General features: G+C 45.6%; 14 protein-coding genes. 10 read left to right on the top strand and 4 right to left on the bottom strand.

Going from position 1 to position 17,958, the window contains the following annotated elements; all coding sequences use genetic code 11:
• Positions 1–4 precede the first annotated feature (4 nt).
• Positions 5–322, top strand: a complete 318-nt coding sequence (locus NO989_RS13120; RefSeq protein WP_156086023.1) for an EscU/YscU/HrcU family type III secretion system export apparatus switch protein — start codon at positions 5–7, stop codon at positions 320–322.
• A 136-nt stretch (positions 323–458) separates the two neighbouring features.
• Here NO989_RS13120 and NO989_RS13125 read toward each other — a convergent pair whose 3' ends face one another.
• From NO989_RS13125 to NO989_RS13140, 4 genes are all read right to left on the bottom strand, one after another.
• On the bottom strand, positions 459–1,655 hold the full coding sequence (locus tag NO989_RS13125; RefSeq protein WP_156086022.1) for an ABC transporter permease: 1,197 nt from the start codon (positions 1,653–1,655) through the stop codon (positions 459–461).
• The gene (locus tag NO989_RS13130; protein WP_156086021.1) at positions 1,639–2,460 is read right to left on the bottom strand and encodes an ABC transporter ATP-binding protein; all 822 of its coding nucleotides are present in this window, start codon (positions 2,458–2,460) and stop codon (positions 1,639–1,641) included. Before NO989_RS13130 ends, NO989_RS13125 begins: the two co-directional genes overlap by 17 nt.
• A gap of 317 nt (positions 2,461–2,777) precedes the next feature.
• The gene (recA, locus tag NO989_RS13135) at positions 2,778–3,824 is read right to left on the bottom strand and encodes a recombinase RecA (RefSeq protein WP_014948506.1); all 1,047 of its coding nucleotides are present in this window, start codon (positions 3,822–3,824) and stop codon (positions 2,778–2,780) included.
• 120 nt (positions 3,825–3,944) lie between these two features.
• Positions 3,945–4,484 carry a CinA family protein gene (locus NO989_RS13140; RefSeq protein WP_156086020.1) on the bottom strand — a complete coding sequence of 180 codons (540 nt, stop codon included), beginning with the start codon at positions 4,482–4,484 and terminating at the stop codon, positions 3,945–3,947.
• Between the two features lie 143 nt (positions 4,485–4,627).
• Here NO989_RS13140 and mutS point away from each other — a divergent pair, with 143 nt between their 5' ends.
• The 9 genes from mutS (at position 4,628) to NO989_RS13185 (ending at position 17,939) form a co-directional block, all read left to right on the top strand.
• On the top strand, positions 4,628–7,249 hold the full coding sequence (gene mutS / locus NO989_RS13145; protein WP_156087316.1) for a DNA mismatch repair protein MutS: 2,622 nt from the start codon (positions 4,628–4,630) through the stop codon (positions 7,247–7,249).
• A 156-nt stretch (positions 7,250–7,405) separates the two neighbouring features.
• Entirely contained in the window at positions 7,406–9,037 is a 1,632-nt protein-coding gene (locus tag NO989_RS13150; protein WP_061094373.1) for a CTP synthase, read from the top strand.
• A 59-nt stretch (positions 9,038–9,096) separates the two neighbouring features.
• Positions 9,097–10,389: a phosphopyruvate hydratase gene (gene eno / locus NO989_RS13155; RefSeq protein ID WP_039230614.1), complete on the top strand. Its 1,293-nt coding sequence runs from the start codon at positions 9,097–9,099 to the stop codon at positions 10,387–10,389.
• A gap of 147 nt (positions 10,390–10,536) precedes the next feature.
• A complete protein-coding gene (locus tag NO989_RS13160; RefSeq protein WP_061484944.1) occupies positions 10,537–11,289 on the top strand; it encodes a hypothetical protein in 753 nt (250 codons plus the stop codon).
• A 430-nt stretch (positions 11,290–11,719) separates the two neighbouring features.
• On the top strand, positions 11,720–13,279 hold the full coding sequence (gene leuA, locus NO989_RS13165; protein ID WP_061484942.1) for a 2-isopropylmalate synthase: 1,560 nt from the start codon (positions 11,720–11,722) through the stop codon (positions 13,277–13,279).
• A complete protein-coding gene (gene leuB / locus NO989_RS13170; RefSeq protein WP_061484939.1) occupies positions 13,280–14,377 on the top strand; it encodes a 3-isopropylmalate dehydrogenase in 1,098 nt (365 codons plus the stop codon).
• Between the two features lie 9 nt (positions 14,378–14,386).
• Complete coding sequence (leuC, locus tag NO989_RS13175) at positions 14,387–15,787, top strand: 3-isopropylmalate dehydratase large subunit (RefSeq protein WP_061094370.1); 1,401 nt, start codon at positions 14,387–14,389, stop codon at positions 15,785–15,787.
• 3 nt (positions 15,788–15,790) lie between these two features.
• Positions 15,791–16,396 (top strand): 3-isopropylmalate dehydratase small subunit, encoded by a 606-nt coding sequence (gene leuD, locus NO989_RS13180; RefSeq protein WP_014948483.1) that lies wholly within the window; start codon positions 15,791–15,793, stop codon positions 16,394–16,396.
• 346 nt (positions 16,397–16,742) lie between these two features.
• On the top strand, positions 16,743–17,939 hold the full coding sequence (locus NO989_RS13185) for an HD-GYP domain-containing protein (RefSeq protein ID WP_371342698.1): 1,197 nt from the start codon (positions 16,743–16,745) through the stop codon (positions 17,937–17,939).
• The last annotated feature ends 19 nt before the right edge of the window (positions 17,940–17,958 follow it).

A 17,958-nucleotide genomic window follows, 5' to 3' on the forward strand; every position in this document is an offset into this window, starting at 1 on the left:
ATTTATGACTGATTCACAAAAAACAAAGCGCGCTATTGGCCTAAAATATGACGGAGGCGATAAAAAAAATGCGCCGAAAGTGGTTGCCAAAGGCTATGGAGATTTGGCAGAAGCCATCATTGCCATGGCTGAAGAAACCGGGATATTAATTCACGAAGACCCTTACTTAAGCGAAGTCCTCGCTACCCTTGATGTGGGGCAAGATATCCCTGAATCGCTTTATTATGTGATCGCCGAATTGCTGGCCTACTCTTATGTACTTCAAGGAAAAATCCCTCCCGGTTGGGAGGGAATTATCAAGTGTATCGACTTTGAAGTGTAGTAAACACAAAACTAAAACGTATTGAACCTGCACTTCGAGTATCAATTTTGTCCACCACATAAAAAAACCTTGCTTCAATAAAGAATAAGCCCGCGTTTAGCGGGCTTGTTACAAGAATGCTAGGTAAGCAGTTTTGTTATCTAAACAGGACCTTTTCCTTGTTAAACCAATGGATACAGAAGAAAATCAATCCGGTTGCAATCACTGCGGTAGACGTAAATATGCCAAACAGCGCAAAGTAGTCCATGGTGCCTTTGAACAGTTCTTTCATCGCCAAAGCAACGTTAGTCAGCGGTACCCAAACCCAGCCGCCTTTAAGCTCTACACCCGGCATCATGGCTATAATTACAGGGAAAATAACCACCATAATCAGTGACCCCATGTAGCTTTGCGCCTCTTTAAACGAGCGAGCATAAATTGAAAGTGATAGTAGAATAGCGGCGAAAACTGCCACCACTGGCACCAACATTAGAAAGATCAGCAGGAAGTCCACAAGACCAATCATCGACATGATCTTAACCACAAACTCAACGGCCATGCCTTGCGATAACACCAGTCCCCATATAGCCATGGAAGAAACGGTAATAAGCGCAGTAATTATACCCGCAGTAGCGATAGTAAAGAATTTACCCAGTACCAGCTTATGACGGTCTATCGGCGATATAAGTAGTGTTTCTAATGTACCTCGCTCTTTCTCACCGGCACCTAAGTCAGCCGCTGGGGCCATAGCGCCTTGAAGGCACAAGATGAAGATGAAATATGGCAGCATACCGCCTAAGCGTTCACCCCACACTTCGCGATCGTCGGCGACATTTTGCTTTTCTATCTTGATTGGCTTTAGCAAGGCCTCTTGCTGAGTTTCATCTAGATTAAGCTGCGCAAAAGCTGTTTGTTGGAATGCATCGGTATATTCATCAATGATGTCGGATACGCGCCCCATCACCTTATTTAGACCAGCATCGTTGAGATAAAGCTCAATTTTATGCTGACCTGAACGCAAAACATCGCTATCAAAGGTTTCGGGAATAACCAAAACAAAATCTAGTGTTTCGTTTTTGATGAGTTTAGCGTAGTCAGCCTCATCGCCAATCGCAACCGATTCGAATTTATCTGATGCGTCGTTAAAAGACTGAACAATTGCTGGCGCATACGCTTCACCAACTATCGCGTATTTCAGTACTTTATTTTCCGCTTTATCCGCCGCTGAACTCATGAAAAAGAACGCGACACCGAAAATAGCTGGGAATAATAAAAGCGGTAAACCAATCATGAATATGATGGTTTTCTTATCCCGTAATAGTTCTTTGAATTCCTTTTTAAAGATTAACCACATGACCCATCTCCTCAGAATCCATTGATAGTGTTTTTAGGAAGCTCTTATGCATTTGCCCGCCAGCCCCGTCATTACCAGACAATGCGCTAAAGGCGGCTAGCGAATCGTTAAATACCGTTTCACCTTGGTTAATCACGGTCACCTTGTCGCAAAGGGTTTGCACCTCATCAAGGTGGTGAGTAGAGAAAATAACCGGGGTACCTTTATCTTTAAGGCGCTGAATAAATTCCATCACGGTACTCGTTGCCATAATATCAAGTCCGGTTGTGGGTTCATCAAGCACCACTAGTTCAGGCTCGTGTATAACAGCGCGAGCAATAGAAACTTTTTGCTTCATCCCTGATGAGAAATTCTCGGCTCGTCTATCAAGGAAGGTTTGCATATCGAGTAAATCAGCTAACTCTTCAATACGCGCGTTAATCACATTTTTTGGAATACCGTGCAACTCACCGAAGTAGCTAATATTCTCTCGGCCACTTAAACGACCATAAAGGCCCGTTGAGCTAGATAAAAAGCCAATTTTTTTACGGGCAATATTAGGGTTAGTAAGCACATCCTCACCACCAATAATAACTTTTCCGCTATCAGGTTTGAGTGCTGTTGAAAGCATGCGAAGTGTAGTTGTTTTACCTGCTCCATTTGGCCCTAATAAACCAAGTACTTGTCCTTTTTCGCAAGTAAACGACACATCCCTTACCGACTGGAAATAGCGCCCTTTTAATCGCGGGTCCTTTTTTTCCTGTTCGCTAAGCTTTTTTGGGTTCTCCACCTCAAAACGCTTAGCAAGGCCTGATATTTCAATCATTTCCCTTCCCTCTTCTCACGTGTGAACAGTAGCACCGTTCATTATTGTTGTAGGCTTGCTTTGCTGTAGCCGCAAATTATGCCGTTCTATTTGTTTAAAATTGTTTTAGCGTACTTAACCAGCTTAGGCTGCGATAGCTATTTCATCCTAGTAGTCTGTACTTACAAATATTTATTACAGCATTCCTTGTTTTTATTTGTTGTACAAGTTTCAGCCTTGCATTAAGTGTTAGTAAATATTTCTTAATATACTCTTTGATGAAGCCATAAAAAAACCCACCTAACGGTGGGTTCTTAATATGCGGTTAAGCGCTAATTTTACTCAGGAAGCACATCGTCTTCTTGCTGAGGTACCGCTTCCTCTGCTTTCATTGTTTTAGAAAGCAAAAGTTCTTGGCGGATCTTAGTTTCAATCTCGTTTGCAATCTCAGGGTTCTCTTTTAAGAACTTCATCACGTTCGCTTTACCTTGACCAATGCGGTCACCCTTGTAGCTGTACCAAGCACCCGCTTTATCAACTAGCTTTTGCTTAACACCAAGGTCAATAAGCTCAGCTTCTTTGCTGATACCTTCGCCGTAGCGGATCATAAATTCAGCTTGCTTAAACGGAGGTGCAACTTTGTTCTTCACTACTTTAACGCGAGTTTCGTTACCTACTACCTCATCGCCTTCTTTCACTGCTCCAATACGGCGAATATCTAGACGAACAGAAGAATAGAACTTAAGCGCGTTACCACCAGTAGTGGTTTCCGGGTTACCAAACATAACACCAATCTTCATACGAATTTGGTTAATGAAGATACACAGTGTATTTGAACGCTTGATGTTTGCAGTAAGCTTACGCAACGCTTGCGACATTAGACGCGCCTGAAGACCAACGTGAGAATCACCCATGTCACCTTCAATTTCTGCTTTAGGTGTAAGCGCCGCTACCGAGTCAACAATAACAACATCTACTGCACCTGAACGTACAAGCATGTCGCAAATTTCCAGCGCTTGCTCACCAGTATCAGGCTGAGATACCAATAGTTCGTCGATGTTTACGCCAAGTTTCTCAGCATATACCGGGTCTAGGGCGTGTTCAGCATCAACGAAAGCACAGGTTTTACCCTTGCGCTGGGCTTCAGCAATAACTTGAAGTGTTAGCGTGGTTTTACCTGATGATTCAGGTCCGTAGATTTCAACAACACGTCCACATGGCAAACCGCCTATACCTAGAGCGATATCAATGGTAAGTGAGCCAGTAGAAATCGCTTCGATATCCATGGCTTGGTTATCGCCTAAGCGCATGATAGCGCCTTTACCAAATTGCTTTTCAATTTGGCCAACTGCGGCGGTTAAAGCTTTTGATTTGTTATCGTCCACGTATGTATCCTCTAGGATTTGCGGTTAAATTCTGTATTGGTGTTTTCCATATTTTTTATGAAATTACCAAATAATGATCACATTCTATACTGTACAAGCATACAGTTTCAACCAGTGTTTTTAATTTTCACTCAACATTTTAATTAACTGAGTAATGGCAAAGCTAATAGCATGTTGACGTACTTCGTCGCGATTGCCGCTGAAAACCTGTTTGATTTGCGCTTCGTGCTGCCCACATAAAAAGCCAAACCACACAGTGCCCACCGGTTTTGCGTCGCTGCCACCGCCAGGGCCGGCAATGCCGCTAACCGTTACAACAAGTTGCGCTCCGCTGTTACGGCGCACGCCTTCAGCCATTTCTTTCACCGTTTGCTTCGACACCGCGCCGTACTCTTTTAGCGTCTGTTCTGTTACGCCCAGAACGCTTCGCTTTGCGTCATTAGAGTACGTCACCCAGGATTGGTTAAACCAATCAGAACTGCCAGCCACACTGGTAAAAGCAAAAGCAACTCCTCCGCCCGTACACGACTCGGCGCTCGATACGGTCCAACCTTTGCTCCTGAGTGCGTCACCCAACACATGGACTTGCGCAGATAATGCGCTATCAAGTGTTAAAGGGGTGGCGTTTGCTGTCGAATCAGTTGAAAATGTTGTGCTCATTTGGATATACCTAATTACACCTGTTGTGCTTTATCAGATCTTCGCTTGATCTTAATGGGCGTGAGTTTATCATTTATTCCCCTCAACAGGCATTAAACCCAGCAACAAATTCGCAGAGGCATTTTTTGGAATCACATACTCCTATGATGCGCCAATATCTGACTATTAAGGCGCAGCATCCGAATATTTTACTGTTTTATCGCATGGGCGACTTTTATGAGTTGTTTTACGACGATGCCAAAAAAGCTGCTGAATTACTGGATATTTCATTAACAGCCAGAGGAAAATCTGGTGGTGAACCTATTCCTATGGCTGGTGTGCCTTATCATGCGGTAGAAAGTTATCTGTCACGCTTAGTGAAAATGGGCGAGTCAGTAGCCATTTGTGAACAGGTAGGCGACCCAGCCACCAGTAAAGGCCCTGTTGAACGCGCAGTACAACGCATTGTTACGCCCGGTACAGTCACCGACGAAGCGCTGTTAGAAGAACGTCGCGACAATATTCTGGCCGCCGTTTGTGGTCACAGTATGCACTATGGGCTGGCAACCCTAGATGTTACGAGCGGTCGTTTTGTTGTGTTTGAATGTGACAGCGATGAAAGCCTACTTGCTGAAATTCAGCGCATTAACCCAGCTGAACTGCTCTATCCTGAAGGATTTGAAAGCTTAGCATTGGTTGAAAACCGCAAAGGACTTAGACGCCGTCCTGAATGGGAATTCGACATTGATACCGCCTCAGAGCAATTAAACGCGCAGTTTGAAACCAAAACATTAGATGGCTTTGGAATAAAAGGCGTCACTAAAGGCTTAGGCGCAGCGGGCTGCGTTTTACAATATGTAAAGGATACCCAGCGTACTGCTCTGCCTCACATTCGCCGCATTCAGACCGAACAGCAAGACAGCCGCGTGCAGCTTGATGCTGCCACCCGCAGAAACCTAGAACTTACCCATAATTTGTCGGGCGGACAGGAAAATACGCTGTTCAGCGTGATGGATACCACCACTACGGCCATGGGTAGTCGTATGCTACAGCGTGTTATTCATTCGCCTTTAACCGACCAGCATGAACTGCACAGCCGCTTAGATGCTGTTGAAACTTTCATTAATGACGACCCTGAAGATATTCGCGCAGCGCTCAAACACATTGGTGACATTGAGCGTATTATGGCGCGCTTAGCCCTTCGTTCAGCGAGGCCACGCGACTTCGCTCGCCTAAAAAATGCCTTTAACGCCCTGCCTGATTTACAAGATGCTCTAGCTCGGTTCGACACAGGGCAAATCCGAAGTATTAGCGAAACCATTGGCACTTACCCTGAGCTTCAAGCTCTGTTAAATGATGCCATTATCGATAACCCACCAGTGGTAATACGCGATGGCGGCGTAATTGCCGAGGGTTACAACGCCGAACTTGATGAATTGCGCAAGCTATCACAAGGTGCTACCGACTACTTAGACGCTATGGAACAACGTGAGCGCGAGCGCACCGGCATTTCTACGCTAAAAGTGGGCTATAACAAAGTTCACGGGTTCTTTATTGAAATTAGCCGGGCGAACAGTGCATTAGCGCCTGCTGAATATATTCGAAGACAAACCCTTAAAAACACTGAACGTTATATAACGCCAGAACTTAAAGAGCACGAAGATAAAGTGCTAAGCAGTCAGGGCGCTGCGCTTGCTCTTGAAAAGCAGCTTTATGAAGCCTTGTTTGACAACTTTGCGCCGCACTTAAACAACTTAATTGAAACCGCTGCGGCGCTAGCCAAATTAGACGTGCTATGCTGTTTTGCCGAACGCGCAGTCTCCCTTGATTGGTATCGACCTCATTTGAGTCAAGAATGTGCGCTTACTTATGATGCCGGCCGCCACCCTGTGGTTGAGAACGTGATGAAAGACCCCTTCATTGCCAACCCGCTTCAGCTAGATACCGAGCGCCGCATGCTAATTATTACCGGTCCGAACATGGGCGGTAAGTCGACCTATATGCGCCAAACTGCGCTGATTGCCCTGTTGGCCTGTATTGGCAGTTTTGTACCTGCAGAAAATGCCCACATAGGAAAGCTAGATCGTATTTTTACCCGTATAGGCGCATCAGATGACTTAGCCTCAGGTCGTTCTACCTTCATGGTTGAGATGACAGAAACGGCGAACATTCTAAACAATGCCACAGAAAACTCTCTGGTATTAATGGATGAAATAGGCCGTGGTACCAGTACCTATGATGGATTGTCTCTGGCGTGGGCATGCGCGAGTTATTTGGCAAAACAGCTAAATGCTTATACGCTTTTTGCCACTCATTATTTCGAACTTACTGAACTTCCAGAAACGCAAAGCGGCGTAGTGAATGTGCACTTAGACGCGATGGAGTTTGAAGATACCATACGCTTCATGCATACCGTATCAGAAGGTGCGGCGAGCAAAAGCTTTGGTTTACAAGTCGCCCAACTTGCAGGCGTACCGAAGGCGGTAATAAAAGCAGCGCAACAAAAACTCGCGGTGTTGGAATCATCACACCTTATGACCAGCACGGAAGACGGATCAGAGAAAGCCAACGATGAGTCTTTTGTAGCGAAGAGCTCGGTAAAAGGTGTAAATAAAACAAGCGCATCAGTTAAAGTCACATCAAATACTAAAGGCCAAGCTGAAATGCTATTCCCTGATAAGCAGCACCCGGTTGTAGAAGCCCTTGAAAACTTATCACCCGATGAGTTATCACCGCGCCAAGCGCTAGACCTTATCTACACACTTAAGCGCCTGAGCCAATCTTAAACCAAGCTTAAGCGCGTATAAATTGCGCATCATGTGGGCAAATTGATTGTCTGCCCACATGAATTTGCGTATACTATCGCCCCGTCCAAAGTGTAGCTGGTTTTGTTCTAAACTCAGCCTATATTTACCATACAACCCAAACGTTCTAGGTTTCGCATGACAAATTATATTTTCGTCACCGGTGGTGTAGTTTCATCGCTAGGTAAAGGTATTGCTGCAGCATCGTTAGCCGCAATTCTGGAAGCTCGCGGTCTCACCGTAACCATGTTAAAACTCGACCCTTACATCAATGTCGACCCGGGCACTATGAGCCCTATCCAGCATGGTGAAGTATTTGTTACCGATGACGGCGCTGAGACCGACCTTGATCTTGGTCACTATGAGCGTTTTATTCGCACCCGCATGACTAAGCGCAACAACTTCACTACCGGCCGTGTATATGAAGAAGTGTTAAAGCGCGAGCGTCGCGGTGATTACCTTGGCGCAACCATTCAGGTTATTCCTCATATCACCAATGAAATTAAGCGCCGCGTAATTGAAGGTGCTGAAGGTCATGATGTAGCTATTGTTGAAGTAGGTGGAACGGTTGGTGATATCGAGTCACAACCTTTCTTAGAAGCTATTCGTCAGCTTGGTACCGAAGTAGGCCGTGAACGCGCTATGTTCATGCACCTAACGCTTGTACCTTATATGCCAGCATCAGGTGAAGTAAAAACTAAGCCTACGCAGCATTCGGTAAAAGAGCTTCGCTCGATTGGTATTCAGCCAGATATTCTAGTTTGTCGTTCGGTAGGTGCACTGCCGGCCAGTGAGCGCTCGAAAATCGCCCTATTCACAAACGTTGCCGACAAAGCCGTTATTTCTTTGAAAGACGTAGACAGCATTTACCGCATTCCTGCTGCACTTAAAGCACAAGGCATGGATCAGCTGGTAGTTGACCGTTTCGGTCTTGAGTGTGAAGAAGCCGACTTATCTGAATGGGAACAAGTACTTTACGCTGAGTCTAACCCTACTGCTGAAGTTAATATTGGTATGGTAGGCAAGTATGTTGAGCTACCTGACGCTTATAAGTCTGTAAACGAAGCGCTTAAGCACGCTGGCCTTAAAAATCGTCTGACCGTGAATATTCACCACATCGACTCGCAAGACGTGGAAAGCAAAGGTACCCAAATTCTAGAAAAACTAGATGCTATCTTGGTGCCTGGCGGCTTTGGCGAACGCGGTATAGAAGGTAAAATTGCTGCTGCTCGTTATGCCCGTGAAAACAAAGTCCCTTACCTTGGCATTTGCTTAGGTATGCAGGTAGCGCTTATCGAGTACGCGCGCAATGTTGCAGGTATGGAAAATGCGAACAGCACAGAGTTCGACCCTGAAACGCCTTATCCTGTTGTGGGCCTAATCACTGAGTGGTTAGATGCTGCAGGAACAACTGAAACTCGCACAGAAAACTCAGATCTTGGCGGTACCATGCGTCTAGGTAGTCAGCTATGTCACCTTATTGAAGGTACAAAAGTTCATGAGATGTATGGTAATGCCGAAATTTATGAGCGTCACCGTCACCGTTACGAAGTGAACAACAACCTGCGTGACCAAATCGAAGCCGCTGGATTAAAGGTAAGTGGTTTGTCCACTGACAAGCGACTTGTAGAAGTGGTGGAAATCCCTGATCATCCTTGGTTCATTGCGGGCCAATTCCACCCTGAGTTCACATCAACTCCTCGGGATGGACACCCATTATTCACTGGTTTCGTTGCTGCGGCAGGAAAATACCAGAAAGAAAATCACTAATTTCTAATAAAAGGGGTGCTCTCTCCCGTTGCACCCCATTCAATTGTTGAGGAAAAAACATGGCGAAAATTAGTCGCATTATCGGACGCGAAATCTTAGATTCACGTGGAAACCCTACCGTAGAAGCAGATGTATACTTAGAATCAGGCGTAATGGGCCGTGCTGCAGCACCATCTGGTGCATCTACTGGTAGCCGCGAAGCACTAGAGCTACGCGACGGCGACAAGTCTCGTTACCTAGGTAAAGGTGTAACAAAGGCAGTTGCAGCAGTTAACGATACCATCGCGCCAGCACTTATCGGTAAAGATGCACTAGCGCAAGCTGATATCGACGGCATCATGATTGACCTTGATGGCACTGAAAACAAAGAAACCCTTGGCGCGAACGCAATCCTAGCGGTTTCACTTGCAGTAGCGAAAGCAGCGGCAGCAGAGAAAGGCGTAGCACTTTACGAGCACATTGCAGACCTAAACGGTACATCTGGTCAATTCTCTATGCCAGTACCAATGATGAACATCATCAACGGTGGTGAGCACGCTGATAACAACGTAGACATTCAAGAGTTCATGGTACAGCCAGTTGGCGCGAAGAGCTTCAAAGAAGCGCTACGTATGGGTGCTGAAATCTTCCACGCTCTTAAGAAAGTACTGTCTGCTAAAGGCCTTAACACAGCGGTTGGTGATGAAGGTGGTTTTGCCCCTAACCTTAGCTCAAACGCTGAAGCGCTTGCAGTAATCGTAGAAGCCGTTGAAAACGCTGGCTACAAAATGAATGAAGACATTACCCTTGCACTAGACTGCGCGGCGTCTGAATTCTATAAAGATGGCAAATACGTACTATCTGGCGAAGATAAGAGCTTCGATTCAGAAGCGTTTGGCGACTACCTTGCTGACCTTTCTTCACAATACCCAATTGTATCTATTGAAGACGGCCTGGACGAAAGCGACTGGGACGGCTGGGCAAGCCTAACTAAGAAGATTGGTGACAAAGTACAGCTAGTTGGTGACGACTTGTTTGTAACTAACACTAAAATTCTTAAGCGCGGTATTGATAACGGTATTGGTAACTCAATCCTTATCAAGTTCAACCAAATCGGTTCACTGACTGAAACCCTTAACGCTATTAAGATGGCGAAAGATGCGGGCTTTACAGCGGTTATCTCTCACCGCTCTGGTGAAACTGAAGACGCCACAATTGCTGACCTTGCAGTAGGTACAGCGGCGGGCCAAATCAAGACGGGTTCACTATGCCGTTCTGACCGTGTTGCTAAGTACAACCAATTACTTCGTATTGAAGAAGCACTAGGTGACGCTGCAACTTACAAAGGCCGTAGCGAAATCAAAGGCCAATAATTGACGCCTGAGAATATGATGAAAAGCCGCTTTCTATAGCGGCTTTTTTTGTGTCTATTTTTTCGCATTGTTTAATGAAACCGTGTAGCAACAAGCGCTTAATCTTGCTAGGGTTAAATAACTTTAGACAGGTATTTGATAATCCCGATGGCTTCAGGCGACAAACTTTCCCACTCTTTACCCAACGCCCAAGTTGGCTTTTTCAGTGAAGCTGGTGAACTCGGTGGAAGCCACCCTCAATTCAATGAAATATGTACTGCTCTGTATGAAAGAGAAATCGTCTCTCTAGCTCATAGCGAGATAAAAAACCTATCGCTGCTTAAGCGTCGAATGGGCGGGCTTCCCTATCACGTGAAAGCTATTGCTCGATATATGATTAGTAATGGCATCGCAAACAATCCATCCCCGCTAAAAACAGATACCCATAATGGGAGTTGGTATGCCAAGCAATCTGCAAAGTGCCCCGGCATTAATCATTTAGACGATGTAGAAAAGCGAGAAGCGTGGTATAGAAAAAACGCTAGGTATGGTCTTGTTGTACCTGTTTTAATTTTAAATATGGAAGGTTCTCACATTGAGCTTGATTCCATTGATATGGTAAATCAAGACAATACCCAGCTCCATCTGAACAAAAATGGATGGTTTGCTAACTCGGGTGAATGCATTCACTCAACAACACTACGCGATGAATTGGAAGCGGCTACGGCACTTTCAGTTCAAAACAAAATACTATTGCGGCCTTCAAAGGCGATAGTGACCGCTGCATGCTGTGGCCACACATGGAGCTTTAAATCCAAGCGTTCACCCCGTGCCTTATCCCTTCGCGAAATGCGCTTATCTACTCAAATCAATTGGAAGAACTTTACGTTACTTAGAAATAACAAGGCTTGTATAGAATAAAAACCCACTTAAAAAGCATAAATAGCCAAGATTCGCATTTCACCTCTATAGATAAAATTAGTACGAACATCCTAATCAACCCTGCAGTTAAAACTTAAAGCCCTTTGAAATGACAGATATTGCTAGCCATGCTTACTGATAACGAACACCGTTAGGATGCGCATCCTAAATAATTAAAAGAAAGCATTTATACACGAAAAATATACTCATTATCGTAAACAATGGTTGACCTCTTCATGCCACATGGGTACATTGTCGCTATCTACTTGGTCAGCAAAGAAACAACAGCTCATGCGTATTCGTTTCCTTCTTCTATCTCTACTCCTTATGGCAGCCAGACTGCACGGGTAGATTGCGACCAGCGATTTAATTTCACAAAAACCCGTGCCAAGCACGGGTTTTTTTTTAACTATTCAACTGAGAGAGCGTCATGACAAATCAAGTGAAGATCTTTGATACCACATTGCGAGACGGTGAGCAGGCCTTACCTGCAAGCCTAAGTGCCAAAGAGAAATTGCAGATCGCACTGGCGCTCGAACGGTTAGGCGTAGACATTATCGAAGCTGGCTTTCCTGTCTCTTCTCCAGGCGATTTTCGCTCTGTACAAATGATTGCAAAAGAAGTTAAGAACTCTATCGTTTGTGGCCTATCTCGCGCATTGCCGGGTGACATTGATGCATGCGGACAAGCATTAAGCGTTGCTGAGCAATTCAGAATTCACACCTTCATCGCAACGTCAGAGATTCACGTAGGTGCCAAGCTTCGCAAGTCACAAGATGAAATTGTAGATATGGCTGTAGCCGCAGTGAAACATGCACGTAAGTATACTGACGATGTAGAGTTTTCCTGTGAAGATGCGGGGCGTACCCATATTGATTACCTATGCCGAATGGTTGAAGCTGCTATTAACGCTGGCGCAACGACGGTAAATATTCCGGACACCGTAGGCTACACAACACCTACAGAGTTTGGCGGTATTATTCAGCAATTGTTCAATCGCGTTCCAAATATCGATAAAGCAACCATTTCAGTACATTGTCACAACGACTTGGGCTTAGCGGTAGCAAATTCATTAGCAGCTGTTGAGCAAGGTGCCAGACAGGTTGAATGTACGATAAACGGTATTGGCGAGCGTGCTGGTAACGCTTCACTTGAAGAAATTGCCATGATCTTACAAACCCGTAAGAACATGTTGGGCTTTGAAACTAACATTAATTCTACCGAAATATCGCGCACATCTAAGCTAGTCAGCCAGCTTTGTAATATGCCAGTTCAATCAAACAAGGCCATTGTTGGCGCAAATGCGTTTAGCCATTCATCTGGTATTCACCAAGACGGTGTCTTAAAAGCGCAAAATACCTATGAAATTATGACCCCAGAAAGTGTGGGCATTAATAAGAACAACCTAAACTTAACGTCACGCTCTGGCCGTCATGTGATTAAACATCGCTTAACCGAACTTGGCTATAAAACCGAAGACTATGACTTAGAAGCGGTGTATGACGCCTTCTTAAAGTTAGCGGATAAAAAAGGCCAAGTATACGATTACGACCTTGAAGCCTTGTTGTTCTTCGATAAGCAAAAGCACGACCAAGCACACTTCCAGTTGCTTTATCTTCAAGCTAATTCAGGGCGTGAAATCATTCCAAGCGCCACCGTTAAAATGAAAGTGGGCACTGAAGAGATTACCCAGTCTAGTATTGGAAACGGCCCGGTAGATGCGGCTTATAAGGCCATCATGTCTATACTAGGTCACGAAGATTTAGAAGTTGTCGACTTTAAATTAGATTCAAAAGGTGAAGGTGCCGACGCTTTGGCGCAAGTGAGCGTTATCGCTACATATAAAGGCCGTCGTTTCCATGGAATCGGCTTGGCTACAGATATTGTGGAAGCCGGCGTTAAAGCCCTTATCTTTGTATTAAATAACACATATTTGGCCGATCAAATTGATCAGCAAAAAAACCAACAAGAACGCGTTGCAGGAGTATAAATGAGCCAGTATTCAATTGCCGTATTAGCCGGAGACGGTATCGGCCCAGAAGTTATGCAGGAAGCCAATAAGGTTTTAGATGCTGTTGAAAAGAAGTTTAACGTCACCCTGAACCGTACTGCATATCCTGTAGGTGGCTACGCCATTGATACTGAAGGCGAAGCGCTACCCTCAAAAACGCTTTTGGGCTGTGAGCAAGCCGATGCGATCTTGTTTGGCAGTATCGGTGGCCCTAAGTGGGACACCTTGCCGTTAGAGCAACGTCCTGAGCGTGCCGCACTACTTACCCTTCGCAGTCATTTCGACTTGTTCAGTAACTTACGCCCGGCTCGCATTTATCCGGGCCTTGAAAGCCTGTCTCCCCTTCGTGAAGACATTGCTAAATCAGGCGTAGACGTTTTAGTTGTGCGTGAGCTAACCAGCGGTATTTACTTTGGTCAGCCTAAGGGCCGAGAAGGTGAAGGCGAAGAAGAGTTCGCGTATGACACCATGCGCTATAGCAAACGTGAAATTCGCCGTATTGCGATTGCAGCGTTTGAAGCAGCACAGAAGCGTCGCGGCAAAGTGACGTCGGTGGACAAAGCCAACGTACTGGTAACCAGCCGCTTATGGCGTGAAATTGCTGAAGAAGTCGCAAAAGACTATCCAGATGTAGAACTAGACCACATCTACATCGACAACGCCACTATGCAAATAATGAAGAACCCAGCGCAGTTCGATGTGATGCTGTGTTCAAACCTTTTTGGCGATATCGTTTCTGATGAATGCGCTATGATGACTGGCTCTATGGGCTTGTTGCCATCGGCAAGCATGAACGAAGAAGGCTTTGGCCTTTATGAGCCAGCAGGCGGTTCGGCCCCAGATATTGCAGGCCAAGGCATTGCTAACCCTATCGCACAAATTTTATCAGCCGCCATGATGCTGCGTTTCAGCATGAATTTGAATGTTGTTGCCGACGCAATTGAAAAGGCAGTAGTGGCAACGTTAGAAGCAGGTGTACTTACAGGCGAGTTATTACCTGCAGATAAACGCAGCCAAGCGGCAAGCACGTCACAAGTGGGCGATGAAATCGTTAAACAATTAATGGCGCAGGAGTAAAACAACCTCATGGCCAAGACCTTATATGACAAAGTGTGGCAAGCCCACATTATTGACCAAATCGGTGAAGACAGCTTAATTTATATCGACCGTCACCTAATTCACGAAGTGACGTCACCTCAGGCATTCGCTGGCCTTAATGAAAAAGGCCGTAAAGTACGACGCCCTGATCGCACGGTTGGCACCATGGATCACAGCATTTCGACTCGTTCACTGGCAATTGATGCCTGTGGACCAGCCAATGCGCTTCAGCTACAAACCTTGGCAAAAAACTGTGAAGAACACGGCATTCAGCTATTTCCAGTGGGTCACCAAAAGCAAGGTATTGTGCACGTTATGGGCCCTGAATTAGGTTTAATTCAGCCTGGTATGACGGTGGTGTGTGGTGACTCACACACTGCAACCCACGGTGCATTTGGTGCGCTAGCGTTTGGTATTGGTACCTCTCAGGTAGAGCATGTATTAGCAACACAAACGTTAAAACAAAGCCGCGCTAAGAGCATGCTTATTAATGTAAATGGCAAGCTTCCTGTTGGTATTACCGCAAAAGACATTATTCTTGCCATTATAGGAAAGATTGGCCACGCCGGCGCTACTGGCCATGTCATTGAATACGCGGGTGAAGCTATCCGCGGTTTAAGCATGGAAGAGCGCATGACGGTGTGCAACATGAGTATTGAAGCTGGTGCGAAAGCTGGCCTTGTTGCACCAGACGAGAAAACCTTCGCCTACCTTGAAGGCCGTGAATACGCACCCAAAGGCCAGGACTGGGAAGACGCTGTCGCTTACTGGAAAACCCTTTATACCGAAGAGGGGGCAACCTTTGACACTGTGGTTGAACTTGAAGCGGCGGATATCGCTCCTCAGGTTACGTGGGGCACTAACCCAGGCCAGGTTATTGGCGTAAACACACCGGTACCTGCCCCTGAAGACTTCAGTGACCCGATTGAAAAAGAGAGCGCAGTAAAAGCGCTTGAGTATATGGGCTTGAAACCCGGTGAAAAGCTTGCCGACGTTGCAGTAAACCACGTATTTATCGGTTCATGCACCAACGGTCGTATTGAAGATATGCGTGCAGCGGCACAAATTGCCAAGCGCGGTAAAGTCGCCGATTCAGTAACCGCGATTGTTGTACCAGGGTCAGGTAATGTTAAACGCCAAGCTGAAGCAGAAGGCTTAGATAAAATCTTTATCGATGCTGGCTTTGAGTGGCGTTTGCCAGGTTGCTCTATGTGCCTTGGTATGAATGACGACAAGCTAGTGGCAGGCGATAGATGTGCCTCTACCAGTAACCGTAACTTTGAAGGCCGCCAAGGCCGTGGTGCGCGCACTCACTTAGTAAGCCCAGCAATGGCTGCCGCAGCTGCAATTACCGGTCGCTTTGCTGACGTTAGAGATTATCAGGAGTAAGTTATGTCTGAACAAGGTTTTACACAACACACAGGCATTGCTGCGCCGCTTGATCAGGCCAATGTCGATACCGACCAAATTATTCCAAAACAGTTTCTAACTGGCGTAACGCGTGCTGGCTACGGCAAACATTTGTTTCACGACTGGCGTTATTTGGATTTAGAAGAGAAAGAGCCAAACCCAGCGTTCGCGCTGAATAAGCCTGAGCACAAAGGTGCGAGTCTGTTGCTAGCTCGCGAAAACTTTGGTTGTGGATCAAGCCGAGAACACGCGCCGTGGGCACTTGCCGACTTTGGATTTAAAACGGTTATTGCCACCAGCTTTGCTGATATTTTTTACGGCAACTGCATTAATAATCAGCTAGTGCCTGTGGCATTATCAAGCGAGCAAATGGACGCTTTGTTTGCTGCAGTGAAGGCAGACCCAGCAACTAAGATCACCGTTGATCTTCCAGCGCAAACGGTAAGTTTTAACGATACAAGCTTCAGTTTCGATATTGCTGAGCATCACAAAAACAACCTAATTAAAGGCTTAGATGCTATCGGTCAAACGCTAGAACTCACAAGTGCTATAGAAGCCTTCGAAGATAAACAGCCCGCATGGTTGTAAAAGCGTGGGGCTTTAGCGCTTAACAAGGCCCTAGCATGACACATGGGTGCTGTCGCGAGATGGCACCCTGTTTATTTCTCTCTTCCATGCCTTTACCTTAACTTCGTATCAATACGCCTAATACCAAACCGCATAGAGAATATCAGTTCACCTGATTTGAGCTATAAGCAACTTCTCGACACATTTACACGTCACACGTTTTCTCACGAATACGTTAATCTTATATTCGCTGACTCTAGCTATACTAAAGACGAATAAACTCCTCACTTTTTTCACTGGAATATCGTACTATTCATTTCTATTGTAATTGAAGGCTATGGCAACGTTGTGCCTCACAGGAGAAATAATGCTAGAACAGGTACCCATTGATGATTTGCAGCCAGGAATGTACGTCAATCAAGTACTTGAACAAACAGGCTCACTTAAAATGCGCTCTAAAGGCATTGTGAAAACCCAAGCCATTATTGATAGTCTAAAATCGAAAGGTATTTTAAGCGTCGAAGTAGATCTTGCGAAGTCTAAGCTGCCCGAGCCAGCTGTGCCACCCGAGCCAGCTAAAGAAAAAGAGCCCGAAGTGACTAAACCGGTTGTTAAGCCAGTGGGTCGTGATTCAATTAACGAAGCCAACGAGCTTTACAGCAGCGCAATTGCTATTCAAAGCAGCTTTTTAAAGTCGCTTAAAAATGGGGCGGTAAAAGATTTGTCTCCCATGGAGTCGCTGTCGCAAAGCCTGATCGAAAGTGTATTTGATAATAAAGATGCGCTGAGCTGCCTGACTATGATCAAGGATACCGACCAGTACCTTCTTGAGCACAGTATTAATTGCAGTGTACTAAGCGGCATATTCTGTGAGTTTCTTGGCTATGACAGAGATACCACAGAGCAAGTGAGTTTAGGTGCCCTATTGATGGATATCGGCATGTCTTCCCTGCCAGATGAAATTCGCAATAATACAGGCGAATTTTCCAGTGATGATTGGGAAGTGATGAAAACTCACGTTGAAATTGGTGCAGACCTAGTTGAACAGTGTGGCGATATTTCTGACCTATCGCTACGCATCATTGAAGAGCACCACGAGCGCGTTGATGGAAGCGGCTACCCGAGAGGATTGGTTGGTGACGAAATCTCAGAGTTCGCGCGTATTGCTGCCATTGTGGATGCATACGATGCCATGACATCTAATCGTACGCACAAAAACAGTATCACGCCTACTCAGGCGCTAAAGCGACTAACTGCGACAGAGAACTTAGACCAAGAATTGGTAAAACAATTTATCCAGTGTATTGGCGTGCACCCTGTTGGCTCCTTAGTGAGGTTAAAGAGCGGTAAATTAGGTATTGTTAGCAAAGTCAACCCTAAAGACCCAGTAAGCCCTCACGTTATGACCTTTTACAGCGTTACGTCGCAGCATTTCAATGAAGTGAAACGCGTTGATTTAAGTCAGTACGACGATGAGATTGTGTCAGGCGTTCGCCCCGAAGAGTTTAGTTTGAACTTACCAAAATTCTTTAAAGACGTTTTCATCAATCAGATGCCGCTGTAGAAAACACAGTTTAAACAGC

The organism is Alteromonas sp. DY56-G5 (assembly GCF_041414725.1).
Lineage (GTDB): Bacteria > Pseudomonadota > Gammaproteobacteria > Enterobacterales > Alteromonadaceae > Alteromonas > Alteromonas macleodii.